The 22,411-nt window shown below is 68.9% G+C and carries 21 protein-coding genes and 1 riboswitch; of the genes, 3 read left to right on the top strand and 18 right to left on the bottom strand.

The genetic code is table 11. From position 1 onward, the window contains the following. Window positions 1–166: 166 nt before the first annotated feature. The 10 genes from ACWGIC_RS18475 to ACWGIC_RS18430 form a co-directional block, all read right to left on the bottom strand. Entirely contained in the window at window positions 167–1,540 is a 1,374-nt protein-coding gene (locus ACWGIC_RS18475) for an L-serine ammonia-lyase (protein ID WP_452077144.1), read from the bottom strand. Between the two features lie 16 nt (window positions 1,541–1,556). Beyond that, the gene (gene lipA, locus ACWGIC_RS18470; RefSeq protein ID WP_452077143.1) at window positions 1,557–2,561 is read right to left on the bottom strand and encodes a lipoyl synthase; all 1,005 of its coding nucleotides are present in this window, start codon (window positions 2,559–2,561) and stop codon (window positions 1,557–1,559) included. Continuing rightward, window positions 2,558–3,835, bottom strand: a complete 1,278-nt coding sequence (gene glyA / locus ACWGIC_RS18465) for a serine hydroxymethyltransferase (protein ID WP_452077142.1) — start codon at window positions 3,833–3,835, stop codon at window positions 2,558–2,560. Before glyA ends, lipA begins: the two co-directional genes overlap by 4 nt. Next, a complete protein-coding gene (gcvH, locus tag ACWGIC_RS18460; RefSeq protein ID WP_067589411.1) occupies window positions 3,835–4,212 on the bottom strand; it encodes a glycine cleavage system protein GcvH in 378 nt (125 codons plus the stop codon). The genes glyA and gcvH overlap by 1 nt, the downstream gene beginning before the upstream one ends. 15 nt (window positions 4,213–4,227) lie before the next feature. Further along, on the bottom strand, window positions 4,228–5,316 hold the full coding sequence (gcvT, locus tag ACWGIC_RS18455) for a glycine cleavage system aminomethyltransferase GcvT (protein WP_452077141.1): 1,089 nt from the start codon (window positions 5,314–5,316) through the stop codon (window positions 4,228–4,230). A 35-nt stretch (window positions 5,317–5,351) separates the two neighbouring features. Then, a complete protein-coding gene (gene gcvP / locus ACWGIC_RS18450) occupies window positions 5,352–8,183 on the bottom strand; it encodes an aminomethyl-transferring glycine dehydrogenase (RefSeq protein WP_452077147.1) in 2,832 nt (943 codons plus the stop codon). Window positions 8,184–8,325: 142 nt separating this feature from the next. Then, window positions 8,326–8,418, bottom strand: a riboswitch (glycine riboswitch). Between the two features lie 166 nt (window positions 8,419–8,584). Next, entirely contained in the window at window positions 8,585–9,352 is a 768-nt protein-coding gene (locus ACWGIC_RS18445) for a 3-oxoacyl-ACP reductase (RefSeq protein ID WP_452077140.1), read from the bottom strand. 6 nt (window positions 9,353–9,358) lie between these two features. Next, complete coding sequence (locus ACWGIC_RS18440) at window positions 9,359–10,732, bottom strand: aldehyde dehydrogenase family protein (protein WP_452077139.1); 1,374 nt, start codon at window positions 10,730–10,732, stop codon at window positions 9,359–9,361. Then, entirely contained in the window at window positions 10,729–11,442 is a 714-nt protein-coding gene (locus ACWGIC_RS18435; protein ID WP_452077138.1) for a gamma-glutamyl-gamma-aminobutyrate hydrolase family protein, read from the bottom strand. The genes ACWGIC_RS18440 and ACWGIC_RS18435 overlap by 4 nt, the downstream gene beginning before the upstream one ends. Continuing rightward, window positions 11,423–12,769 carry a glutamine synthetase family protein gene (locus tag ACWGIC_RS18430; RefSeq protein ID WP_452077137.1) on the bottom strand — a complete coding sequence of 449 codons (1,347 nt, stop codon included), beginning with the start codon at window positions 12,767–12,769 and terminating at the stop codon, window positions 11,423–11,425. Before ACWGIC_RS18430 ends, ACWGIC_RS18435 begins: the two co-directional genes overlap by 20 nt. 256 nt (window positions 12,770–13,025) lie before the next feature. On the opposite strand from ACWGIC_RS18430, the gene ACWGIC_RS18425 reads away from it, so the two are divergent. Beyond that, window positions 13,026–13,547: a general stress protein gene (locus ACWGIC_RS18425; protein ID WP_344285862.1), complete on the top strand. Its 522-nt coding sequence runs from the start codon at window positions 13,026–13,028 to the stop codon at window positions 13,545–13,547. Window positions 13,548–13,984: 437 nt separating this feature from the next. Here the strand turns inward: ACWGIC_RS18425 and ACWGIC_RS18420 are convergent, their stop codons facing one another. Both ACWGIC_RS18420 and ACWGIC_RS18415 read right to left on the bottom strand, forming a co-directional pair. Continuing rightward, window positions 13,985–15,241: an HAAS signaling domain-containing protein gene (locus tag ACWGIC_RS18420; RefSeq protein WP_452077136.1), complete on the bottom strand. Its 1,257-nt coding sequence runs from the start codon at window positions 15,239–15,241 to the stop codon at window positions 13,985–13,987. A 59-nt stretch (window positions 15,242–15,300) separates the two neighbouring features. After that, window positions 15,301–15,624 carry a PadR family transcriptional regulator gene (locus ACWGIC_RS18415; protein ID WP_037356117.1) on the bottom strand — a complete coding sequence of 108 codons (324 nt, stop codon included), beginning with the start codon at window positions 15,622–15,624 and terminating at the stop codon, window positions 15,301–15,303. Window positions 15,625–15,785: 161 nt separating this feature from the next. Here ACWGIC_RS18415 and ACWGIC_RS18410 point away from each other — a divergent pair, with 161 nt between their 5' ends. Both ACWGIC_RS18410 and ACWGIC_RS18405 read left to right on the top strand, forming a co-directional pair. Beyond that, entirely contained in the window at window positions 15,786–16,367 is a 582-nt protein-coding gene (locus ACWGIC_RS18410) for a TetR/AcrR family transcriptional regulator (RefSeq protein ID WP_452077135.1), read from the top strand. Beyond that, window positions 16,351–17,841, top strand: coding sequence for a nitrilase-related carbon-nitrogen hydrolase (locus ACWGIC_RS18405; protein ID WP_452077134.1), 1,491 nt, complete (start codon window positions 16,351–16,353; stop codon window positions 17,839–17,841). Before ACWGIC_RS18410 ends, ACWGIC_RS18405 begins: the two co-directional genes overlap by 17 nt. On the opposite strand, the gene mutM is transcribed toward ACWGIC_RS18405, so the two are convergent. From mutM to ACWGIC_RS18375, 6 genes are all read right to left on the bottom strand, one after another. Beyond that, window positions 17,783–18,643, bottom strand: a complete 861-nt coding sequence (gene mutM, locus ACWGIC_RS18400) for a bifunctional DNA-formamidopyrimidine glycosylase/DNA-(apurinic or apyrimidinic site) lyase (RefSeq protein WP_452077133.1) — start codon at window positions 18,641–18,643, stop codon at window positions 17,783–17,785. The genes ACWGIC_RS18405 and mutM overlap by 59 nt on opposite strands. A gap of 155 nt (window positions 18,644–18,798) precedes the next feature. Further along, window positions 18,799–19,539 carry a ribonuclease III gene (gene rnc / locus ACWGIC_RS18395; protein WP_452077132.1) on the bottom strand — a complete coding sequence of 247 codons (741 nt, stop codon included), beginning with the start codon at window positions 19,537–19,539 and terminating at the stop codon, window positions 18,799–18,801. A gap of 14 nt (window positions 19,540–19,553) precedes the next feature. Further along, a complete protein-coding gene (gene rpmF, locus ACWGIC_RS18390) occupies window positions 19,554–19,736 on the bottom strand; it encodes a 50S ribosomal protein L32 (protein ID WP_009074209.1) in 183 nt (60 codons plus the stop codon). A gap of 74 nt (window positions 19,737–19,810) precedes the next feature. Continuing rightward, window positions 19,811–20,428: a YceD family protein gene (locus ACWGIC_RS18385; protein WP_452077131.1), complete on the bottom strand. Its 618-nt coding sequence runs from the start codon at window positions 20,426–20,428 to the stop codon at window positions 19,811–19,813. A 299-nt stretch (window positions 20,429–20,727) separates the two neighbouring features. Further along, window positions 20,728–21,453 carry a DivIVA domain-containing protein gene (locus ACWGIC_RS18380; RefSeq protein WP_182892150.1) on the bottom strand — a complete coding sequence of 242 codons (726 nt, stop codon included), beginning with the start codon at window positions 21,451–21,453 and terminating at the stop codon, window positions 20,728–20,730. 153 nt (window positions 21,454–21,606) lie between these two features. Then, on the bottom strand, window positions 21,607–22,326 hold the full coding sequence (locus ACWGIC_RS18375; protein WP_452077130.1) for a ribonuclease domain-containing protein: 720 nt from the start codon (window positions 22,324–22,326) through the stop codon (window positions 21,607–21,609). Window positions 22,327–22,411 lie beyond the last annotated feature (85 nt).

Here is a 22,411-nt window from a genome sequence, read left to right as displayed (position 1 = left end):
ACCACCCCCACCCCCCCCCCCCCCCCACCCCGCCATAAACAAACTTCGGGGCCGCATCTATTTACACTGCCCACAACACCCCACCCCCCAACCCCCCGCCGCCCGTCATCACAATTCAGGCTTCGGGGTGCCCCGCGCACCAACCCAACGAGGCAAACCCCAGCAATCAACACTCAATAACGTTGACAGCCAACCCGCCGCGCGCAGTCTCCTTGTACTTCACTGACATATCCGCACCAGTCTCGCGCATAGTCTTAATAGCCTTGTCCAACGTCACCACATGGCTGCCATCACCACGCATCGCCATCCGCGCAGCATGAATAGCCTTGGACGCACCGACGGCATTCCGCTCAATACAAGGAATCTGCACCAGCCCGCCCACCGGATCGCACGTCAATCCGAGGTGATGCTCCACCCCGATCTCAGCCGCGTTCTCCACCTGAGCCGGCGACCCGCCCAGCACCTCAGTCAACCCGGCAGCCGCCATCGCCGAAGCCGAACCGACCTCGCCCTGGCACCCGACCTCAGCCCCGGAAATCGACCCGGTCTGCTTGAGAATCGAACCGATAGCCCCAGCAGTAAGCAGGAACGTCACAATCCCGTCGTCCGACGCGCTCCGCACAAACCGTTGGTAGTAGTGCAAAACCGCCGGAATGATCCCCGCCGCGCCATTCGTAGGAGCGGTGACAACGCGACCGCCCGCAGCGTTTTCCTCATTCACCGCAAGCGCGTACAGACTGACCCAGTCCATCGCATACAACGGATCGTCCGCACCGTCTTCAGCAAGCAGCTTGTCGTGCAACGACTTGGCCCGCCGAGGCACCTTCAACCCACCGGGCAGCACACCCTCGTGCGTGTACCCATTGCGCACACACTCGACCATCACCTGCCAGATCTCCAGCAGTCCGGCCCGAACTTCCTCGCGACTGCGCCAGGAAAGCTCGTTCTGCAGCATGATTTCGCTGACCGGCAGCCCGGTGTCCGAGCAATGCTTCAGCAGATCCGCACCAGTGCGGAACGGATAAGGCACCGGCGTGGAATCCTCCACGAAGACCGGGTCGGTCTCGTACGACTCGTCGCGCACGAATCCGCCGCCCACCGAGTAATACGTCCGCTCCCGCAGCAGCGAACCGTCCGAAGTGAACGCCCGGAACACCATCCCGTTCGGATGCGCGGGGAGAGATTTCCGCCGGTGCATCGTCAGGTCAGTGTCCTCGACGAACGCGACGGAATGCGTCCCGCCGACAGCCAGCTGCCCGGATTCCCGGATCGCCGCGACCTTGGCGGGCACCGTGTCGGTGTCGATCTCCTCCGGCCGCTCGCCGGACAGCCCCAGCAGCACCGCTTTGTCGCTGCCGTGCCCGAATCCGGTCGCGCCGAGCGAGCCGAACAACTCGGCTTGCACCCGCGCGACCCGCTCCAGTACGTCGTCCTCGACCAGACCGTCCACAAAGGTCTTGGCCGCCCGCATCGGGCCGACCGTGTGCGAACTGGACGGCCCGATGCCGATCGAAAACAGGTCGAAGACGCTGATCGCCATTGATCCGCCCCTTCTCTTAGTTCCTCGCCAGCACGCTGCTGGCTTCTTGCGCCGCCGGTCCTTCGGCGGTCAGGTGAGCAAGGTTCTCCGGCAATTCCTCGCCCCGGTGAGCCTTGGTCTGCGCGTACAACCGGCCCGCGCGGTACGACGACCGCACCAACGGCCCCGCCATCACGCCCGGGAACCCAATAGCCTCAGCGGTTTTCGCGTGCTCGACGAACTCTTCCGGCTTGACCCACCGGTCCACCGGGTGGTGCCGCGGAGAAGGCCGCAGGTACTGGGTGATGGTGATGATCTCGCAGCCCGCGTCGAAGAGATCCTGCAAGGCGACGGTGACCTCGTCCGGGGTTTCGCCCATGCCGAGGATCAGGTTCGACTTCGTCACCAACCCCGCCGCACGCGCCTGCGTGATCACATCCAGCGAACGCGCGTACCGGAACCCGGGACGGATCCGCTTGAAAATCCGCGGCACCGTCTCCACATTGTGCGCCAACACCTCCGGACGCGACCCGAACACCTCCGCCAACTGCCCCGGCTCCGCATTGAAATCCGGGATCAGCAACTCGACCCCGGTACCGGGATTCAGCGAATGGATCTGCCGGACCGTCTCCGCATACAGCCAGGCACCGCCGTCAGCGAGATCGTCGCGAGCGACACCGGTGATCGTCGAATACCGCAACCCCATCGCCTGGACGGATTCCGCGACCTTCCGCGGCTCGGTACGGTCCAGCGCAGCAGGCTTGCCGGTGTCGATCTGGCAGAAATCGCAGCGCCGCGTGCACTGGTCCCCGCCGATCAGGAACGTGGCTTCCCGGTCCTCCCAGCATTCGTAAATGTTGGGACACCCCGCCTCTTCACAGACGGTGTGCAGACCCTCGCGACGCACCAGGCCCTTGAGTTCCGTGAACTCCGGACCCATCCGCACCCGCGTCTTGATCCACGACGGCTTCTTCTCAATCGGCGTCTCACTGTTGCGCACCTCAAGCCGCAACAACTTCCGCCCTTCGGGCTGCGCGCTCATCGGTTCAGGTCCGCGTACAGCGGGTGCTTCTTCGCCAGCAGCTCGACCCGGTTCCGCAGCGCCTGCTGCGCGGCCTCGTCGAAGTCCGGTTTCAATGTCTCGGCGATGATGTCGGCGACCTCGGTGAAGTCGTCGGCGCCGAAACCACGGGTGGCCAGCGCCGGGGTGCCGATCCGCAGGCCCGAGGTGACCATCGGCGGACGCGGGTCGAACGGCACCGCGTTGCGGTTGACGGTGATCCCGACCGAGTGCAGCCGGTCTTCCGCCTCCTGGCCGTTGAGCTGGGAGTTCACCAGGTCGACGAGCACCAGGTGCACGTCGGTGCCGCCGGTGAGGACGCGGACGCCCGCCTCGGCGCAGTCGGTGCGCGACAGCCGGTCGGCGAGGAGCTTCGCGCCTTCCAGGGTGCGCTCCTGGCGCTCGCGGAACCCGTCGGTCGCGGCGATCTTCAGTGCCACGGCCTTGGCCGCGATGACGTGCTCCAGCGGACCGCCCTGCTGGCCGGGGAACACCGCCGAGTTGATCTTCTTCGCCAGCTCCTGGCGGCACAGGATCAGGCCGCCGCGCGGGCCGCCGAGGGTCTTGTGCGTGGTGGTGGTGACGATGTCCGCGTGCGGCACCGGCGACGGGTGCAGCCCGGCGGCGACGAGGCCGGCGAAGTGCGCCATGTCCACCATCAGCTTGGCGTCGACCAGGTCGGCGATCCGGCGGAACTCGGCGAAGTCGAGCTGGCGCGGGTAGGCCGACCAGCCCGCGACGATCAGCTTCGGCTTGTGCTCGACCGCCAGCCGCTCGATCTCGGCGACGTCGACGATCCCGGTCTCCTTGTCGACGTGGTAGGCGACCACGTTGTACAGCTTGCCGGAGAAGTTGATCTTCATCCCGTGCGTCAGGTGGCCGCCGTGCGCGAGGTCGAGGCCGAGGATGGTGTCGCCCGGCTTCAGCACCGCGAACATCGCCGCCGCGTTGGCCTGCGCGCCCGAGTGCGGCTGCACGTTCGCGTGCTCCGCGCCGAACAGCGCCTTGGCCCGGTCGATCGCCAGCTGCTCGACGACGTCGACGTGCTCGCAGCCGCCGTAGTAGCGGCGGCCCGGGTAACCCTCGGCGTACTTGTTGGTCAGCACCGAACCCTGCGCCTCGAGCACGCCGACCGGCGCGAAGTTCTCCGAGGCGATCATTTCGAGCGTCGACTGCTGGCGGTCCAGCTCCGCGGCCACCGCGGCGGCGACCTCGGGGTCCACTTCGGACAGATGGGCGTCGAACGGGGCGGTCATCAGTTCTCCTGGGTCAGCTCGGCGTACGCGGACGCGTCGAGCAGCTCCGGGACGTCGCCCGAGAGCCGCACCTGCAGCAGCCATCCTTCGGTGTAGGGGTCGGAGTTGATGACCTCGGGGGTGTCCGATGTGGCCTCGTTCACCGCCACTACCTCGCCGCTGACCGGCGAGTACAGCTCGCTGACCGATTTCGTCGACTCGACCTCGCCGAACACCTCGCCCGCGGTGACGGTGTCGCCGACGCCGGGCAGCTGCACGAACACGATGTCGCCGAGCGAGCCGGCCGCGAACGCGGTGATGCCCACCGTCGCGACGCCGTCGGAGACCGACAGCCACTCGTGTTCCTTCGTGTAGGACAGGTTCTGGGGGATGCTCATGTGTTCGGAGGCCTCTCAGGCTCGGGAGTAGAAGGGCAGGGCGACGACCTCGACCGGCTCGACGCGGCCCCGGATGTCGACGGACAGCGCGGTGCCGGGCTCGGCGTGCTCCCGGTCTACATACGCCATGGCGATCGGGTAGCCCAGCGTCGGCGACAGCGCGCCGCTGGTGATCTCCCCGATAGTGGCATCCCCGGACAGCACGGCGTACCCGTGCCGGGGGGCGCGGCGGCCGGTGCCGCGCAGGCCGACCCGCACGCGCGGGACGTCGGCCTTCGCCAGCTCCTCCAGGGCCGCGCGACCCACGAAGTCGCCCGGCTTCTCGAACTTCACGACCCGGCCGAGCCCGGCGGCGAACGGGTTCAGCTCACGGCTGAGTTCGTTGCCGTACAACGGCATTCCGGCTTCCAGCCGCAGCGTGTCACGGCAGGCGAGGCCACACGGGACCAGACCGTGCTCCTGCCCCGCCTCGGTCAGCAGCCGCCACAACGCCGGGGCCTCGGCGGCGGGCACGAACAGCTCGAAGCCGTCCTCGCCGGTGTAGCCGGTGCGGGCCAGCAGGACCTCGATGCCCTTCACGACGGCGGGCACGCTCGCGTAGTACTTGAGCGCGCCGAGGTCGGCGTCGGTGACCGCGGCGAGCACGTCGACCGCCTTCGGGCCCTGGACCGCGATCAGCGCGGTGTCCGCGGACCGGTTCTCCACCACCGCGTCGAATCCGGCGACGCGTTCGGCCAGCGCGTCCGCGACCACGGCGGCGTTGCCCGCGTTGGCCACGACCAGGTACTCCTCGTCGGCGAGCCGGTAGACGACCAGGTCGTCCAGCACGCCGCCGTCGGCGTCGCAGATCATCGTGTAGCGGGCCCGGCCCGGCTTCACGCCGGAGAGGTTGCCGACCAGTGCGTAGTCGAGCACGTCGGCGGCCTGCGCGCCGCGGACGTGGATCTCGGCCATGTGCGACAGGTCGAACAGCCCGGCCGCCTCGCGCACGGCCTTGTGCTCGGCCAGTTCGCTGGCGTAGCGCACCGGCATCGACCAGCCGGCGAAATCGGTGAACAGTGCGCCGAGATCCTGGTGGACCTGGTGCAGAGGGGTTTCCGTCACAGGAAGCCTTTCGTTGTCGCGAGCGGAGGACACGCTCACGCGTCGTACGCGTCGAGGGGCGGGCAGGAGCAGACGAGGTTGCGGTCGCCGCGCGCCCCGTCGATCCGCCGCACCGGCGGCCAGTACTTGGTCTTGCGCACCACGCCGCTCGGGTACGCCGCCAGCTCGCGGTCGTAGTCCGCGGTCCATTCGCCGATGACCGACGAAGCGGTGTGCGGCGCGCCGCGCAGCGGGCTGGTCTCCGCGGTCCAGCGGCCCGCGGCGACCTCGTCGATCTCGCGGCGGATGGCGATCATCGCGTCGCAGAACCGGTCGATCTCGGCCAGGTCCTCGCTCTCGGTGGGCTCGACCATGAGCGTGCCCGCGACCGGGAAGGACATGGTCGGCGCGTGGAAGCCGTAGTCGATGAGCCGCTTCGCGACGTCGTCCACGGTCACGCCGGTTTCCTTGGTGATGCCGCGCAGATCGAGGATGCACTCGTGCGCGACCAGGCCGTCCTGTCCGGTGTAGAGCACCGGGTAGTGCGGCGCGAGCCGGGCGGCGATGTAGTTGGCCGCGAGCACCGCGACCTTGGTGGCCTCGGTGAGCCCGGGCGCGCCCATCATCCGCACGTACGCCCAGGAGATCGGCAGGATCGAGGCCGAACCGTAGGGCGCGCCGCTGATCGGGCCGACGCCGGTGTCCGGACCGGCCTGCGCGAGCAGCGGGTGGTTCGGCAGGTACGGCGCGAGGTGTTCGCGCGCCGCGACCGGGCCGACGCCGGGACCGCCGCCGCCGTGCGGGATGCAGAACGTCTTGTGCAGGTTCAGGTGCGAGACGTCGCCGCCGAACTCGCCCGGCTTCGCCAGGCCCAGCAGGGCGTTGAGGTTCGCGCCGTCGACGTACACCTGGCCGCCGCCGTCGTGCACGATCTTGGCGAGCCGCTCGATGCCGTGCTCGTAGACGCCGTGCGTGGACGGGTAGGTGACCATGATCGCGGCGAGATCGGCGCTGTGGGCGTCCACTTTGGACTGCAGGTCTTCGAGGTCGACGTTGCCCTCGTCGGTGCACTTGACCACGACCACGCGCATCCCGGCGAGCACCGCGGACGCGGCGTTGGTGCCGTGCGCGGAAGACGGGATCAGGCAGACGTCGCGCTCGGGCTGGCCGTTGGCCTGGTGGTAGGCGCGGATGGCCAGCAGCCCGGCCAGCTCGCCCTGGCTGCCCGCGTTCGGCTGCAGCGACACCTGGTCGTAGCCGGTGACCTCGGCCAGCCAGCCGGACAGCTGGCGGACCAGCTCGTGGTAGCCCTCGGCGTCCTCGGCAGGCGCGAACGGGTGGATGCCCGCGAACTCGCGCCAGCTGATCGGCTCCATTTCGGCGGTGGCGTTGAGCTTCATCGTGCAGGAGCCGAGCGGGATCATGCCGCGGTCGAGCGCGAAGTCCTGGTCGGCGAGACGGCGCAGGTAGCGGAGCATCGACGTCTCGGACCGGTGGCTGCTGAACACTTCGTGCGTCAGGTAGCCGCTCTCGCGGGCGAGGCCGTTCGGGAGCGCCTGCGCGGCTTCCCATGCGCTGTCGACGCCGAAGGCGCGAAGCACCTTCGCGAGCGTGTCGGGCCGCGTGACCTCGTCGCTGGCGATGCGGACATGGTCGGCGTCGATGTGGCCGAGGTTGATCCCGGCTTCGCGCGCAGCCGCGTGCACTTCAGCCGCACGGCCAGGCACCTTCGCAACGACAGTGTCGAAGAACGCCTCGTGCGCGACCTCGACGCCACCGGCGCGCAGCGCGTTCGCGAGACCGGCCGCGAGTTCGTGTACCCGCGTCGCGATCGCCTTCAGCCCCTCGGGACCGTGGTAGACCGCGTACATCGCCGCGAGCACCGCGGGCAGCACCTGCGCGGTACAGATGTTGGAGGTCGCCTTCTCGCGACGGATGTGCTGCTCACGCGTCTGCAGCGCGAGGCGGTACGCAGTGTTGCCATCCGCGTCCACGGACACGCCCACGAGACGGCCCGGCAGCGAGCGCTCAAGACCAGCGCGCACCGCCATGTACCCGGCGTGCGGGCCGCCGTAGCCCAGCGGCACGCCGAAGCGCTGCGTCGAGCCGACAGCGACGTCCGCACCGAACTCGCCGGGCGCGGCGATCAAGGTGAGCGCGAGAAGGTCGGCAGCGACCGTGTACAGCGCGCCCGCGGCCTTCGCCGCTTCGGAAACCGCGTGGTAGAAACCGCGGCCGCGCAGCACGCCGGACGCGCCGGGGTACTGCACGACAACGCCGAAGAACTCCTCGGGCAGCCCGGTGAGCAGGTCGCGCACCTGCACGTCGATGCCGAGACCGGCGGCGCGCGTCCGCACGACCTCGACGGTCTGCGGAAGGCATTCGGAGTCGAGAACGACCACATTGGACTTCGACTTCGACGCCCGGCGCATCAGTGTCATCGCCTCGGCCACCGCGGTGGACTCGTCGAGCATCGACGCGTTGGCGATCGCCAGCCCGGTCAGGTCGGAAACCGCGGTCTGGAAGTTCAGCAGCGCTTCGAGACGGCCCTGCGAGATCTCCGGCTGGTACGGCGTGTACGCGGTGTACCAGGCCGGGTTCTCCAGCACATTGCGGCGGATCACGCCCGGGGTGACGGTGTCGGAGTAGCCGAGGCCGATCATCTGCGTCATCGGCCGGTTGCGCGCGGCGAGCGCACGCAGCTCGGCGGTGGCCTCTTCCTCGGACGCCGGCGCGGGAAGCGCCAGGTCACCGGCCGTGCGGATGGCGGTCGGCACCGCCGCTTCCACGAGGGCGTCCAAGCTTCCGTAACCGCATTCGGCGAGCATCTTCGCCCGCTCGGCCTCGCCGGGACCGATGTGGCGGGTGTCGAAGGGGGTGGAGGTGATGGGAGCTCCTCGGGACGGGCACCGGGCGCGGCGGTGCACTGGGAACTCCCCCTCTGTCATGGGCACCTGAGAGTTTCACCGCGCGCACAGCACGGCTTTCACCTTGGGTGAGGCGCGGGTGCGCCTGCTTTCCAGAGTGGCCTCGCCAAAAGCGGTAGCGGTTACCTGAGAGATTCCGGGGAGTTTGCTCCTTCGGTGTCCCACTGCTCGCATGGGACTCTCCCGCTCCGGCTCGAACGGCCCTGTGTTCAGTTAGAGGTACAGCACGTGGTGGCGGCCACTCTACCTGCCGCTTCACGCGCCAGTCTACCGCTCCCGGCCTACGCCACACCCCCTTGTCAAAGGTCCGTGAAGGGCTCCTTGAGGGACTCAGATTCCCTCAAGGAGCCCTTCACGGACAGTCACAGCGGGGTTACATACGCGCCGGAGATACCGCCGTCTACCAGGAACTGCGCGGCGGTAATGAAGCTGGCGTCGTCGCTCGCCAGGAAGGCCACTGCGGCGGCGATCTCCTCCGGCTCGGCGAAACGGCCGACCGGAACGTGCACCAAACGCCGGGCCGCGCGCTCCGGGTCTTTAGCGAACAGTTCCTTCAGCAGCGGAGTGTTGACCGGCCCCGGGCACAGCGCGTTGACCCGGATGTTCTCGCGCGCGAACTGCACGCCCAGCTCGCGCGTCATGGCGAGCACGCCGCCCTTCGAAGCGGTGTAGGAAATCTGCGACGTCGCGGCCCCCATCACGGCCACGAACGACGCGGTGTTCACGATCGAACCGCGGCCCTGGCGCTGCATGTGCGGCAACACGGCCTTGCAGCACAGGTACACCGAGGTCAGGTTGACCCGCTGCACCTTCTCCCAGGCATCGATGCCGGTGGTGAGGATCGAATCGTCCTCGGGCGGCGAGATGCCCGCGTTGTTGAACGCGACGTCGACCGCGCCGAACTCGTCGACCGTCGTCTGGAAAAGGGCTTCGACCTGGTCCGCGTCGGTGACGTCGACCTGGACGAAGGCCCCGCCCACCGCGTCGGCGGCCGCCTTGCCCGGCTCCGGCGCGACGTCGCCGATCACCACCTTCGCGCCTTCGCTGGCCAGCCGCTTGGCGGTGGCGAGGCCGATGCCGCTCGCGCCGCCGGTGATCACCGCGACGCGGCCGTCAAAACGCTGCACCATCGTGGGTCATTCCTCCGTGTTTTCAATGCTCAGGAAAACGTTCTTGGTTTCGGTGAAAGCAGCGGCGGCGTCCGGGCCCAGCTCACGGCCGAGGCCGGACTGCTTGAAGCCGCCGAAGGGCGTCCAGTAGCGGACCGACGAGTGCGAATTCACCGACAGGTTCCCGGATTCGACGCCGCGCGCGACCCGGAAGGCGCGGCCGACGTCGCGGGTCCAGATCGAACCGGACAGGCCGTATTCGGTGTCGTTGGCCATCCGCACCGCCTCGGCCTCGTCGCGGAAGCGGACCACCGCGACGACCGGGCCGAAGATCTCGTCGCGGGCCAGCGGATCGTCCAGCCCCGGCGGGAGCACGACGGTCGGCGCGAACCAATACCCCGGCCCGGACGGCGCGCTGCCGCGGAAGGCGACCGGCGTCTGCTCAGTGACGTAGGAGGAGACTTTGGCGTGGTGGTCCGCAGAAATCAGCGGCCCCATCTCGGTCTTCTCGTCGCATGGATCGCCGACCACCACGCCCTGCACCGCGGGTTCCAACAGTTCGAGGAACCGGTCGTAAACGGTGTCCTGCACCAGGATCAGCGAACGCGCACAGCAGTCCTGCCCGGCGTTGTCGAACACCCCGTATGGCGCGGTCGCCGCAGCCTTTTCCAGGTCGGCGTCGGCGAACACGATGTTCGCGTTCTTGCCGCCCAGCTCCAGCGTTACCCGTTTCACCTGCGCCGCGCAGCCGGCCATCACCTGCTTGCCGACCTCGGTGGAACCGGTGAACACGACCTTGCGCACTGCCGGATGCGTGACAAACCGTTGCCCAACAACGGATCCCTTGCCCGGCAGCACCTGGAAGACGTCCTCCGGGATACCGGCTTCGCGAGCGAGTTCGGCCAGCCGCAGCGCGGTGAGCGGGGTCAGTTCGGCCGGTTTGAGCACGACCGTGTTGCCCGCGGCGAGCGCCGGTGCGAAGCCCCAGCCCGCGATCGGCATCGGGAAGTTCCATGGCACGATCACGCCGACCACGCCCAGGGGCTCGTGGAAGGTCACGTTGACGCCGCCGTCGACCGGGATTTGCTTGCCCAGCAGCCGTTCCGGCGCGCCGGCGGAGTATTCGAGCAGGTCGCGCACGTTGCCCGCTTCCCAGCGGGCGTTGCCGATGGTGTGCCCGGAGTTCTCGACCTCCAGCCGGGCGAGGTTCTCCAGGTCGGCGTCGACCGCGTCCGCGAACCGGCGCAGCAGCCTCGCCCGATCGCCCGGGGCGACCGCCCGCCAGGCGGGGAACGCGGCGTGCGCGCGGGCGATCGCGGCGTCGGTCTCCGCTTCGGTGGTCAACTCGACCTGGCGCACCACTTCCGCGGTCGCCGGGTTGCGCACCTCGAACGTCGTCATTTCCCCTCCTGCGCGGCGTTCACCAGCGCGGCGAACAGCCGGACGTCGTCGCTATCCTGCTCCGGATGCCACTGCACGCCGAGCACGAACTCCCCCGGCAACTCGGCGGCCTCGACCGTCCCGTCCGCCGCGTGCCCGGACGCGATCAGACCGGAGCCGAGCCGGTCTATCGCCTGATGGTGGTAACACTGGACTTTTGTTTCCTCGCCGAGAATCGCCGCCGCTCGCGTGCCGTCGACCAGGTTGACCGTGCTGGTGCCGAACGTCGCCGGAGCCGGCTGATGCGTTGCCTCGCCCAAGGTTTCCGGCAGGTGCTGCGAGAGCGTGCCGCCGAGCGCGACGCTCATCACCTGCAACCCGCGACATACCCCGAGCACCGGCTTCCCGGCCGCACGCGCCGCCGCGAACAGGCCGAACTCGAACGCGTCGCGCTCCGGGCGGATGTACGTCGCCGGGTGCGGTTCCTGGTCGTAACGGCTGGGTTCGACGTCCGCGCCACCGGTGAGGACGAGACCGTCGATGCGGCCGACGAGCGCGTCGTAGTTCGTGCTCACTGGCGGCAGCAACACCGGAATCCCGCCCGCCTTGACCACGCAGTCCGCGTACACGCGGTGCAGCAGCGTCGCTTCGGTGTCCCAGGCCAGGAACTTCGCCTGTTCCGAGTAAGTGCTGAGCCCGATGACAGGTGGGTCAGAGTCGTTCGAAACCACGGATGCGCTCCCAATCGGTCACAGCTCGCTCGTACGCTTCGCGCTCGATCCGCGCGGCGTTGAGGTAATGGTCAACTACATCGGTGCCGAAGGCATCTCGCGCGATACGGCTTCCGTCGAGGACTTCAGCCGCTTCAGCAAGCGTGACCGGCACAGTGGGTTTGTCGGACGCGTACGCGTTGCCTACGAACTCAGGCTCCAACGGCAGTTCGTTCTCGATGCCGTGCAGCCCAGCAGCGATCATCGCGGCGACAGCGAGGTACGGGTTCACGTCTCCGCCGGGTACGCGGTTCTCGACGCGCAACCCGTCACCGTGCCCGACAACCCGCAACGCGCACGTACGGTTGTCCGTGCCCCACGCGATCGCTGTCGGCGCGAAGCTGCCAGGGACGTAACGCTTGTAGGAGTTGATGTTCGGGGCGAAGAAGTACGTCAGCTCGCGCAACGCTTCCAGCTGTCCGGCGAGGAAGTGCTGCATCAGCTTCGAGAAGCCGTGGTCGCCGTCGCCGGGAAGCACCGCTTCGCCGGACTTGCTGCGCAGGCTCAGGTGGATGTGGCAGGAGTTGCCTTCGCGCTCGTTGTACTTCGCCATGAAGGTGAGGCTCTTGCCCTCCTGCGCGGCGATTTCCTTCGCACCGTTCTTGTAGATGCCGTGGTTGTCGCACGTCGCGAGCGCTTCGGCGTAACGGAAGGCGATCTCGTGCTGACCCGGGTTGCACTCACCCTTCGCCGACTCCGGGTACAGGCCCGCACCCGCCATGCCGTTGCGGATCCGGCGCAGCAGCGGCTCGATGCGCGCGGTGCCGAGCATGGAGTAGTCGACGTTGTACTGATTGGACGGTTTGAGGTCGTGGTAGCGCTTGTCCCACGCTGTTTCGTAGGAGTCGTCGAACACGATGAACTCGAGTTCGGTGCCCACGTACGCCTTCAGGTCGTGCTCGGCGAGCCGGTCGAGCTGACGGCGCAGCACCTGGCGCGGCGAAACGGAAACCGGGCCGCCCTGCACGCGCTCGACGTCCGCGAGCACCAGCGCGGTGCCCTCCTGCCACGGAATCTCCCGCAGGGTCGCGAAATCCGGCCGGAGCACGAAGTCGCCGTAGCCGCTCTGCCAGGACGAGATGTCGTAGCCGTCGACGGTGTTCATGTCGACGTCCACCGCGAGCAGGTAGTTGCACGCCTCGGTGGCGTGGCCGACGACCTCTTCGAGGAAGTACTCCGCCGAACAGCGCTTGCCCTGGAGCCGTCCCTGCATGTCGGTGAGCGCGACCAGCACCGTGTCGATCGTGCCCGCCGTCACCCGTTCGCGGAGATCTTCGAGCGTGAGCATTCCTCGCCTGGCCGCCATCGCATCGCCCCAAAGGTTCGGATCAGGTCCTTTGCGGGTTCTTCTTACCGGGCTGTTCTGCCAGGGTCAATCCGCTGAAAGGTACATTCTTATACCTTTAACTGCGCGCGTCGTCAGCCTCACCCAGGTGGCGCCTGCTATGTCCGGGTTGCCCGGCTGAGAAGATACTGTGAATCCGGTGCGTCCGGGACCAAATCCGCCGCCTCGCGCGTTGGACCGGGCAAGAGAGGTGAGAGGGATGACTGAAGCATTCACGCAGACCACGTTCAGCCAGCAGCAGGCGCGGCCGCAGCTCCCGACGCTGCCCACCGGGTGGCCGATCGGGTCGTACGAGTCCTACGAACAGGCCCAGCAGGCCGTCGACCACCTCGCGCACGCTGACTTCCCGGTCGCCGACGTCACCATCGTCGGCGTCCAGCCGATGCTCGTCGAGCGCATCGCGGGCAAAATGAGCTGGAGCCGGATGCTCAGCAGCGCGGCCATGTCCGGCGCGGTGTTCGGCCTGTTCCTCGGCCTGGTGCTGAGCATGCTCAACCCGGCCGCCGGACTGCTGTCCATCGTGCTCGGCCTCGCCGCGGGTGTCGTGTTCAACGTGGCCTTCGGCGCACTGGGCTACGCGGCGAACCGCAACAAGCGCGGCTTCATCTCGCAGAGCCAGCTGGTGGCGCAGCGCTACGACGTGCTGTCGCAGCCGCGCAACGCCGAGAAGGGCCGCCAGCTGCTGGCGGACCTGGCCGCGCGCTCGGCGTTCAACCACTGAGTTCCGGCACTCGCCTCCCGGGTGCCCGGGCCGTTCGCGGCCGGGGCGCCCGGTTTGCGTTCCGGGGGGGGTGATCGCGCGTGAGACAGGCTGGGGAGCCCGGCGGGGGACGGACCGCGAACGCGGCGGTGAACCGGCCTGGCCGGACCCGGGTCCGGCGTTTGCAGGCCCGGTTCGCGAAGCGGAGCCCTTGCCGAGGGCCCGCGCCGGGCAGGGACTGCGCTCTGCGTCGGCTAGGGCTGCGGGATGCCGCGGTGCTGGCCGGATCTCGCGGGTTCTGGCCGGACCTCGCGAGCGCTGGCCAAGTCTCGCGAGCACTGGCCGGACCTCGCAGGTCCTGGCCGAGTCTCGCGGGCCTGGCCGGATCTCGTGAGCGCTGGCCGAGTCTCGTGAGCCGACGAGCGAGAGCAGCCCCGGCCTCTCCTCCCCAGCAGCTCCTACCTGGTCGGCGGAGCGGCCTTCGTCGGAGCAGTCGAAGCAGCCGGAGCAGTCGGCGGCACCGGCGTCCCGGACGTCGCCGGAGCCTTCGGGATCACCGCCGCGAACGGCATCCCCGCGTCCTCCCGGCAGTACCCGCGATAACCGTTGTAGCCGTTGACATTCCCGTGGTTGTCCTGCACTCCCTCGACGACCTTCGGCCGCGGGAACTGGTTGTCCTTTCCGGTCATCTGGCTCGTGCCGGTGTCCTTTTCGCAGCCGTAGCGCGTGATCGTGAGCGGACGGCCGAGGTCGTCGTACAGGTAGACGTTCTCGAGCGGCTTGCCGTTCGCGTCGAAGGCGTACAGGTTGCTCAGTTCGTGCGAGCCGTAGCGCAGCGCCTCGTTGCCGTGGCTGTCCTCGTACATCGACGAGGCGTACACCGGGGTGGAATTCGACGAGTACGTCCGGTCCCGGACAAGGTGGACCGCCGCGCCGAGACCGCCGAACGCGCTGCCCACCACGAACGCCGACACCGGCACCGCGATCCACAGCATCCGGCCGTCGACCTTGATCCGCGGGCCCGCCCACATCACCAGGCCCGCGCCGACGAGCAGCACCGGCAGCAGCAGCACCGCGTGCAGATCCCGGATCATCAGCAGCAGCCCGAACGCCAGCAGCCCGAACGCGCAGACCACCCACCACGCCGGCTTCAGCGAATTCACATAGGCGAGCGCGCGTTCGGCGGAGCGGTCCTCCCGCATCGACTTCACCATCGCCCGCGCACGGACGGCCTCCGGCAGGTCCCGGATCGAATCGACCCCGCGCAGCAACAGGAACACCACGCTCACCGCGAACACCGGGGCCAGCGCGAGCATCCCGATCAGCACCTCGGGATCGAAACGCACCGCGGCCGAGAACGCGACCATCGCCGTCCCCGCCGCGCAGAACACCAAACCCCACAAGGCGAGCCGCGGTCCGATCCGTCCCGGCTTGGCCGTCGGGAGCACCTCGGTCGCGGCGGCCGTTTCCGGAGCCGCCGGAGCGGGCGGGTAGCCGCCGGACGCCCGCAGTTCGGCCGCGTAGCTCTCCGGAGTGCCGAGCCGCGCGACGAGGTCCTCGACCCGCGCCGCCGCCCCGAGTTCCGACTCCATCTCGGCCAGCTGCGGCCGGACGTCCTCGAGCAGTTCCTCGATCTCGTTCGCGGGCAGATCCGCGAGCGCGGTGCGCACCCTCGACAGGTACACCCGCGCGGCCGTCGGCTTGTCCGTGCTCATGCTGCCTCTCCCCGATTCGTGCCGCGGACGTGCCGCCGCGGTCGCGCCTGCCCGCGAAGTCAGGCCCGCTCTTTCACCAAACTGTCCATAGTGGACGCGAAGCTGTGCCACGTGCGCGCCGATTCAGCGAGCCGCGCCCTGCCCCGGTCGTTCAAGCTGTAGTACTTGCGGTGCGGGCCCTCTTCGCTCGGGACCACGTACGACGTCAGCAATCCCGCCTTGTACAGCCGCCGCAGCGTGCCGTACACCGATGCGTCCCCGACCTCCTCCAGGCCGGCGACGCGAAGTCTTCGCAGCACGTCGTAGCCGTACCCGTCGTCGTCGCGCAGCACCGCGAGCACCGCGAGGTCCAGCACTCCCTTGAGCAGCTGACTGATCTCCACGGCGTTCCTTCCCCCGGTCCTGCGCGAGAGAAGCTACCACGCATAGCGCAGTAGTGTGCGCAGCGGACCGCCATCCGGCGGCAGCTCTGCCCCTCCTGCCAGGTCAGCGGGAGACAAACGGTCGGGTATACACCGTAGACATTGTGGTCTACGGTGTAGACATGGTCGAGATTCCGACAGCCGAACGGCTCGCGTCGGCGGCGCGCGAGATCATCGCCGCCGAGGGCGCGGAGGCAGTCAGCATGCGCCGGGTCGCCGAAGCCGCCGGAGTCACCGCGATGGCGATCTACCGGCATTACGAGAACCGCGAGGTCCTGTTGCGCGCGGTCGCCGACGCCACCGGCCGGGAATTGGGCGCGGCGTGGAAAGACCCGGAGCCGGACGGCGAATGGCTCGACCGCTTCGACGCGCTGCTGGACCGGTTCCTGGATTTCGCCCTCGGCCAGCCGCATCTGTACCGCTTCCTGATGACCGACAGCTGGGCGCGGGCCCGGCTGTACCCGGACGGTTTCCGCGAATCCGGTTCGCCGCCGTTCACCGCGCTGGTCCGGCTGATCGAAGACGGCATGCGCGACGGCGTGCTGCGTACCGACGATCCGCTGGAAGCCGCGCTGACCGTCAGCACTCAGACGCAAGGCATGGTGCTGCACTATCTCGCCGGCCGGATGGGGGCGTCCGAACCCGAGTTCCGCGCGCTGTGCCGACGTACCTCCCGGAGGATTTTCGATGGCCTCAGAACGTAATGCCCGCTGGCAGATCCCACTCGCGCTGCTGTCTTCGGCAGTGCTCTTCTACTTCGGCACCGGGCTCGCGCCGATCGCCGCACTGACCTGGCTCGCGCCGTTTCCCGTGCTGCTGCTGGCAACCCGAGCTGGCGGCTGGACCACCGCGGGCACCGCTTTCGGTGCCTTCTTGCTCGGCACTGCGAATATGTGGGCCTACCAAGCACATTCCGGCGACGAACCGCTGTGGCCGTTCGGGGCCGCCATCGATATCGGTATGTCGCTGGTGTTCACGTTCACGGTCTGGCTTTTCTGGGCGCTGGTGCGCCGACGCCGGACATTGCTGGCCAGCCTGGCCGCACCGGCGGCGTGGACCGCGCTCGTTTACCTGATCACCGTGCTGAACCCGATGGGGATGATGGGTTCCCTCGCCAACGACCAGGGCGACGCGCCGCTCGTGCTGCAAACCGCGTCGTGGGCCGGAATGTGGGGTGTCGAGTTCCTGGTGCTGCTGCCCGCTTGCGCGGTCGCCGCGATGTGCGCGCCCGGGGCTTCCCGGCTCCGCACCGGTGTCGTCGCCGCGGTCATTCTGGCTCTGTGCCTTGGCGGCGGAGCGCTGCGGCTGTCCGGTACGGGCGGCCCGTCCGTGCGGATGGCCGCGATCACGCAAAACGCTGGCTATCACTGGGGTCCTGAACTCGGTACCGCGAAAGGCCGCGCTCTGGTGCGGGACTACCTCCAGCAGATCTCAGCCATGCCGGACGGCGTGCAGCTCGTCGTCTTGCCCGAAGCCGCGTTCAGCGCCGAAGAGGAATGGCCTGCCGCTCTGGTGGAGCCGATGCGGCGCGCGGCCAAAGACCGGGGCGCGGCGATCGTGGTCGGTTTCGAGTACTACGACCGGCCGGGCAAGCACAACTACGACTACGCGCTGGCCTTCCCCGCCGACGGCGCCCCGCCCGCGCGGTACCTGAAGCACCACGACCTGGTGAGCCCGCCGGGCCGGGACCTGGTCTTCGCCCCCGGCGCGAAGATCCCGACCGGCCTGGTGATCTGCGGCGACACCACATTCGCCTCCCCCAGCCGCGACTACGCCGCCGCCGGTTCGCGGATCCTCGCCATCCCGGCGGAACTGGCGGTCCCGCCGGGCAGCAACGACGAGGGCGGCTGGCAGCACACCCGCAACGCGCTGCTCCGGGGGGTCGAAAGCGGACAGTCGATCGCGCTCTCCGACGCGAACGGCAGCCTGATGCTGTCCGACGGCTACGGCCGCGTCCTCGGCGAAGCCCGCACCGGCGGCCCGGCCCCGTTCACGGCGGTCACCGCCGACGTTCCGGCCGGTCCCGGCCAGACGTTCCACACCCGTTTCGGCGACTGGTTCGCTTGGCTCTCGCTCGCGATCACCGTTGCCGGCTTGGTTTTCGCCCGGCTCCGTACGGCTAAGCGGCCCGCGCCCGTCGCTGGCACCGCGGGCACGAAAACGACGACCGGTTCATGAACGGCTCCCGCCGGATCGGCGAACCGCACCGGCGGCACGGCATGCCTTCCTGGCCGTACGCGTCGAGCGAGCGCTCGAAGTAGCCCGACTGTCCGTTGACGTTCACATAAAGCGCGTCGAACGACGTGCCGCCCGCCAGCAGTGCCGCCGACATCACGTCGCTGGCCGCGGACAGCAGCGTTCGTCCTTGTGCCGCAGTGAGTTTCTCGGTGGGACGCGACCAATGCAGTTTGGAACGCCACAACGCCTCGTCGGCGTAGATGTTGCCGACGCCGGACACCAGCGTCTGGTCGAGCAGCGCGCGTTTCACCTCGGTGCGCCGCGAACGCAGCGCGCGCACCGCGGCCTCCGGATCGAATTTCGGGTCCATCGGATCCCGGGCGATGTGCGCGATGGTGCCGGGCAGGCTGTCGCCGTCGACCTCGACCAGATCGTCCAGCGCCAGGCCGCCGAACGTGCGCTGGTCGACAAACCGCAGCTCCGGTCCGTCGTCCGCGAACCGGACCCGGACGCGCAGGTGTTTCTCGTCCGGCGCGTCCTCGGCCTGCACCAGCATCTGGCCGCTCATGCCGAGATGCGCCAGCACCGCCTCGCCGTCCGACAACTCCAGCCACAGGTACTTGCCGCGCCGCCGGGCCGCCTCGATGGTGACTCCGGCGAGCCGTCCGGTGAAGTCGGCGGCTCCTTGCGCGTGCCGCCGGATGGCGCGGTCGTGCAGCACCTCGACAGCCCGGACGGTGCGACCGGCGACGTGCGCTTCGAGGCCGGCGCGGACGACCTCGACCTCGGGTAGTTCTGGCATGCGCTCATTCTGCCTGCCACCCCTGACAAAAACGGGGCAGGCGCCGCCCCTTGAGAACCAGCGGGCACAGCCGGAACCGGGGACCAGGACCTCCGGCGCACAAAACGGGGCTGATCAGCGAACCTCGCCAACCAGCCCCGGGAAGAGAAAACGCGTCAGCTCTCGTCGTCGCCCGTGCCGAGTTCCTTCGACAGCGCACGCCAAGCGGTCTCCGCGGCCTTCTGCTCGGCTTCCTTCTTCGTGGTGCCGTTGCCCTCGCCCAGCGCGCGGCCCGCCACCAGCACGGTGGCGGTGAATTCCTTGCGGTGGTCGGGACCGCTGTCCTCGACGCGGTACTCGGGCACGCCGAGTCCGCCGGAGGCGGTCAGCTCCTGCAGGCTGGTCTTCCAGTCGAGGCCTGCCCCGCGCAGCGGAGCCTCGGCCAGCAACCCGTCGAAGAGGTGGTGCACGAGCTTGCGCGCGACCTCGATGCCGTGCGCGAGGTACGTGGCGCCGATGACGGCTTCGAGACCGTCGGCGAGGATGCTCGCCTTGTCCCGGCCGCCGGTGAGCTCTTCGCCCTTGCCCAGCAGCAGATGCGCCCCGAGCCCGCCCTCGCCGAGCCCGCGCGCGACGCCCGCCAGCGCGTGCATGTTGACGACGCTGGCGCGCAGCTTCGCGAGCTGGCCCTCGGGCAGGTCGGGGTGGGTGGTGTAGAGGTGGTCGGTGACGACGAGGCCGAGCACCGCGTCTCCGAGGAACTCCAGTCGCTCGTTCGGCGGCAAGCCGCCGTGCTCGTAGGCGTACGAGCGGTGGGTGAGCGAAAGACGGAGCAGCTCGGGGTCGAGAACGACCCCGAGCGCCTCGAGCAGCGATGCGGGATCGGCCGCGGGTCCTCCGACGGGCTTACCCCCCATGGTCGGCTGCCCGCTCAGGCGGGCTCGACGACCTGGCGGCCGTTGTGCTGGCCGCAAGCCGGGCAAGCGACGTGCTGGATTTTCGGCTGGCGGCAGGCGCGGTTGGAGCAGGGCACCAGCTGAACCGGAGCCGCCTTCCACTGGCTGCGGCGGGAGCGCGTGTTGGATCGCGACATCTTCCGCTTCGGGACGGCCACGAGTAGATCTCCTTCAAACGGTCTGCTCGCGGATGCGAGCGAACTTACTTCTCCCGGATCGAGCTGGACGCTCGTCAGGCTTGCTCTCCGGAGCCGTGCGCAGGCTTTTCGCCCGCGTTCTCGTCGAATCGCTCGACCAGCGCGGCCCACCGAGGGTCTATCTTCTCATGCCCGTGTCCGGGCTCGAGATCGGCCCACTTGACGCCGCATTCGATGCACAGTCCCGGGCAGTCCTCGCGGCACAGCGGGGCGAGCGGAAGCGCCAGCACCACGGCGTCGCGGACGGTCGGTTCGAGGTCGATCCGGTCGTCGACCAGACGGGGAATCTCGTCCTCGTCGGTGGTCTCCTCGGTGGCCGAACCGGGGTACGCGAACAGCTCGGTGAGCTCGACCTCGAGGTCTTCGGTGACCGGGTCGAGGCAGCGCGAGCACTCGCCGGTCGCGACCGCCGAGGCGGTGCCGGTGACGAGGACGCCCTCGACCACGGATTCGAGCATCAGGTCGAGGTCGACCGGCTCGCCTTCGCGGATTTCGAGCACGCCGGGAACGCCGAGCGAGGTCGGCACGGGCGCGCTGCGGCGCAGCTCCCGGCTGAGTCCCGCGCGGCGGCCGAGCTCACGGGTGTCGACCACCCACGGGCTGCGGTCGTCGAGCTGCGCCGGGCGGGGGTTCTGGGCAGGGTTTTCGGACATCGCCTACCAGCGTACGCAGGCCCCGCGCACGTCGCTCGAGCGGCTGGTCAGACCTGGTGTCCCGTAACCTCGTTGGAGGTGGCCGGACCTGACGAGTGCCGATCACGGCCGGCACGCACGAGGCCGCAGCACCGGGTGCGCAGCCAGCCATGCGCCCCCAATGTGGCATTGGGTGCATGCGACGCACCGAACGCCACATTGGGTGCATCTGACGCACCCAATGCCACATTGGGGCGCTCGCCCCGCCGACAGCCTCGGGCATCCGTCCCGACCGGCCGGAACACCCACGAGGGGGTTGGTCAGACCTGGTAGTCGTACAGCGTCGAACGTCCGCCGCCGTGCCCGGTCGAAGGCGAGCGCAGGTGGTTGCGGCCCGAATCGACGGTGCGCAGCGTGGTGGCCAGCAGCTCGGAGAACTCGGCCAGTTTGCCGTCCACGTACGCGTCGCAGTCGGCGCGCTGGCGGTCTGCTTCGGCGTGCGCCTCGTCCACGATGCGCGCGGATTCGGCGTGCGCGGCCTGCACGACCTCGGTCTGCGAGACGAGCCGGGCCTGTTCGGCGCGGGCGTCCTCGATCGCGCGGTCGTAGGCGTCGCGGCCGGCCTGGATCATCCGCTCGGACTCGGCGCGGGACCGTTCGGTGAGGTTCTGGTACTCGGCCTGCCCGCCGGCGACCATGCGCTCGGCCTCGTTGTGCGCGTCGCCCAGCATCTGCTCGGCGCGGGCGCGCGCGTCGGCGAGGATGCGCTCGGCCTCGGACGTGGCGTCCGACACCGTCCGCTCGGCTTCCTCGTTCGCGCTGGCGACGGTCTCCCCCGCCTCCTTGCGCGCGGCCAGCAGCAGGTCGTCGCGTTTGTCGAGGACGTCCTGCGCGTCGTCCACTTCGCCGGGAAGCGCGTCGCGGACGTCGTCGAGCAGCTCGAGGACGTCGCCGCGGGGCACCACGCAGCTGGACGTCATGGGAACCCCACGGGCCTCTTCGACGATCGTGACGAGCTCGTCGAGTGCCTCGAAAACCCGGTACACGGCAACTCCCTCAAGCAGTTTCCCCGATCACTGGCTTCCAGTCTGCCCGCTTCGCAGCCTGAACCGGTGAACGAGCACCCGACCGGGCGTGTCCTGGCACAGATCAGAAGGGGCGGCCTCACCCGAGGGTGAGGCCGCCCCGCCGCGCCGGAATCAGCCGTTCAGATCGATCTTCTGGAAGGTGGCGTAGTGGTCCGGCGTGTAAACGAGTTCGCCACCGTCGCCGGAGATCACGCGGTCCTCCGAGCCGACGTCGTACAGCGTGTAATAGCCGGCGTCGCACGCGGGCAGGACGCCCTCGCGGTTCTGGTAGGTCGTGCCGTCGCTGAGGGTGCCCGCGCGCACGCCGTCGACGACCTTCTTGGCCTCGGCGGACAGCGTCGAGTAGCCGACCGGGCTCAGCTTCGACAGGTCGCCGCACTTGGTCGGCGTGCTGCCGCCGTCGATGTCGATGACCTGGAACGACTCGTAGTGGTCGCCGGTGTAGAAGTACTCGCCGCCCTGGCCGGTCACGATCCGGCGGGTGCCGCGGTTGCTCGAACCGGGCGTGGGCACGGTGTACTCGTGGTAGTAGCTCGACGCGCAGGAGGGCAGGATCCCCTCGCGGTTGGTGAAGACCACGCCGTCGTTCTTCGGGTACGGGAACGGCCCGTTCGTCTGGATCAGCTTGTAGGTGTCAGTCGCCTGCGCGGGCAGCGCCGACAGCTTGACGTGCGTGAAGCCGGACAGATCGCCACAGGAGTTCTGCTTCGGCTGCACGGACGCCGGCGCCGCCGGGGACAGCGGGACGGCCTCCGCGGCCGTGCCGAACCCCAGGAAACCGACCAGCAGTGCGAAAAGGACACCGACTATGCGGCTGCGGTTGTTGGTCATTTTCGGACGGTAACCCGATGGGGTGGTCTGCAGAATGACGCGAGATGAACAGCTTCAGGCCGCGGCCGAAGTCCCGACGAAGGCT

This window comes from Amycolatopsis sp. NPDC054798 (genome assembly GCF_053611505.1).
Note: the sequence above shows the minus strand (reverse complement) of the source record. Positions and strands in the feature narration are given on the sequence as shown.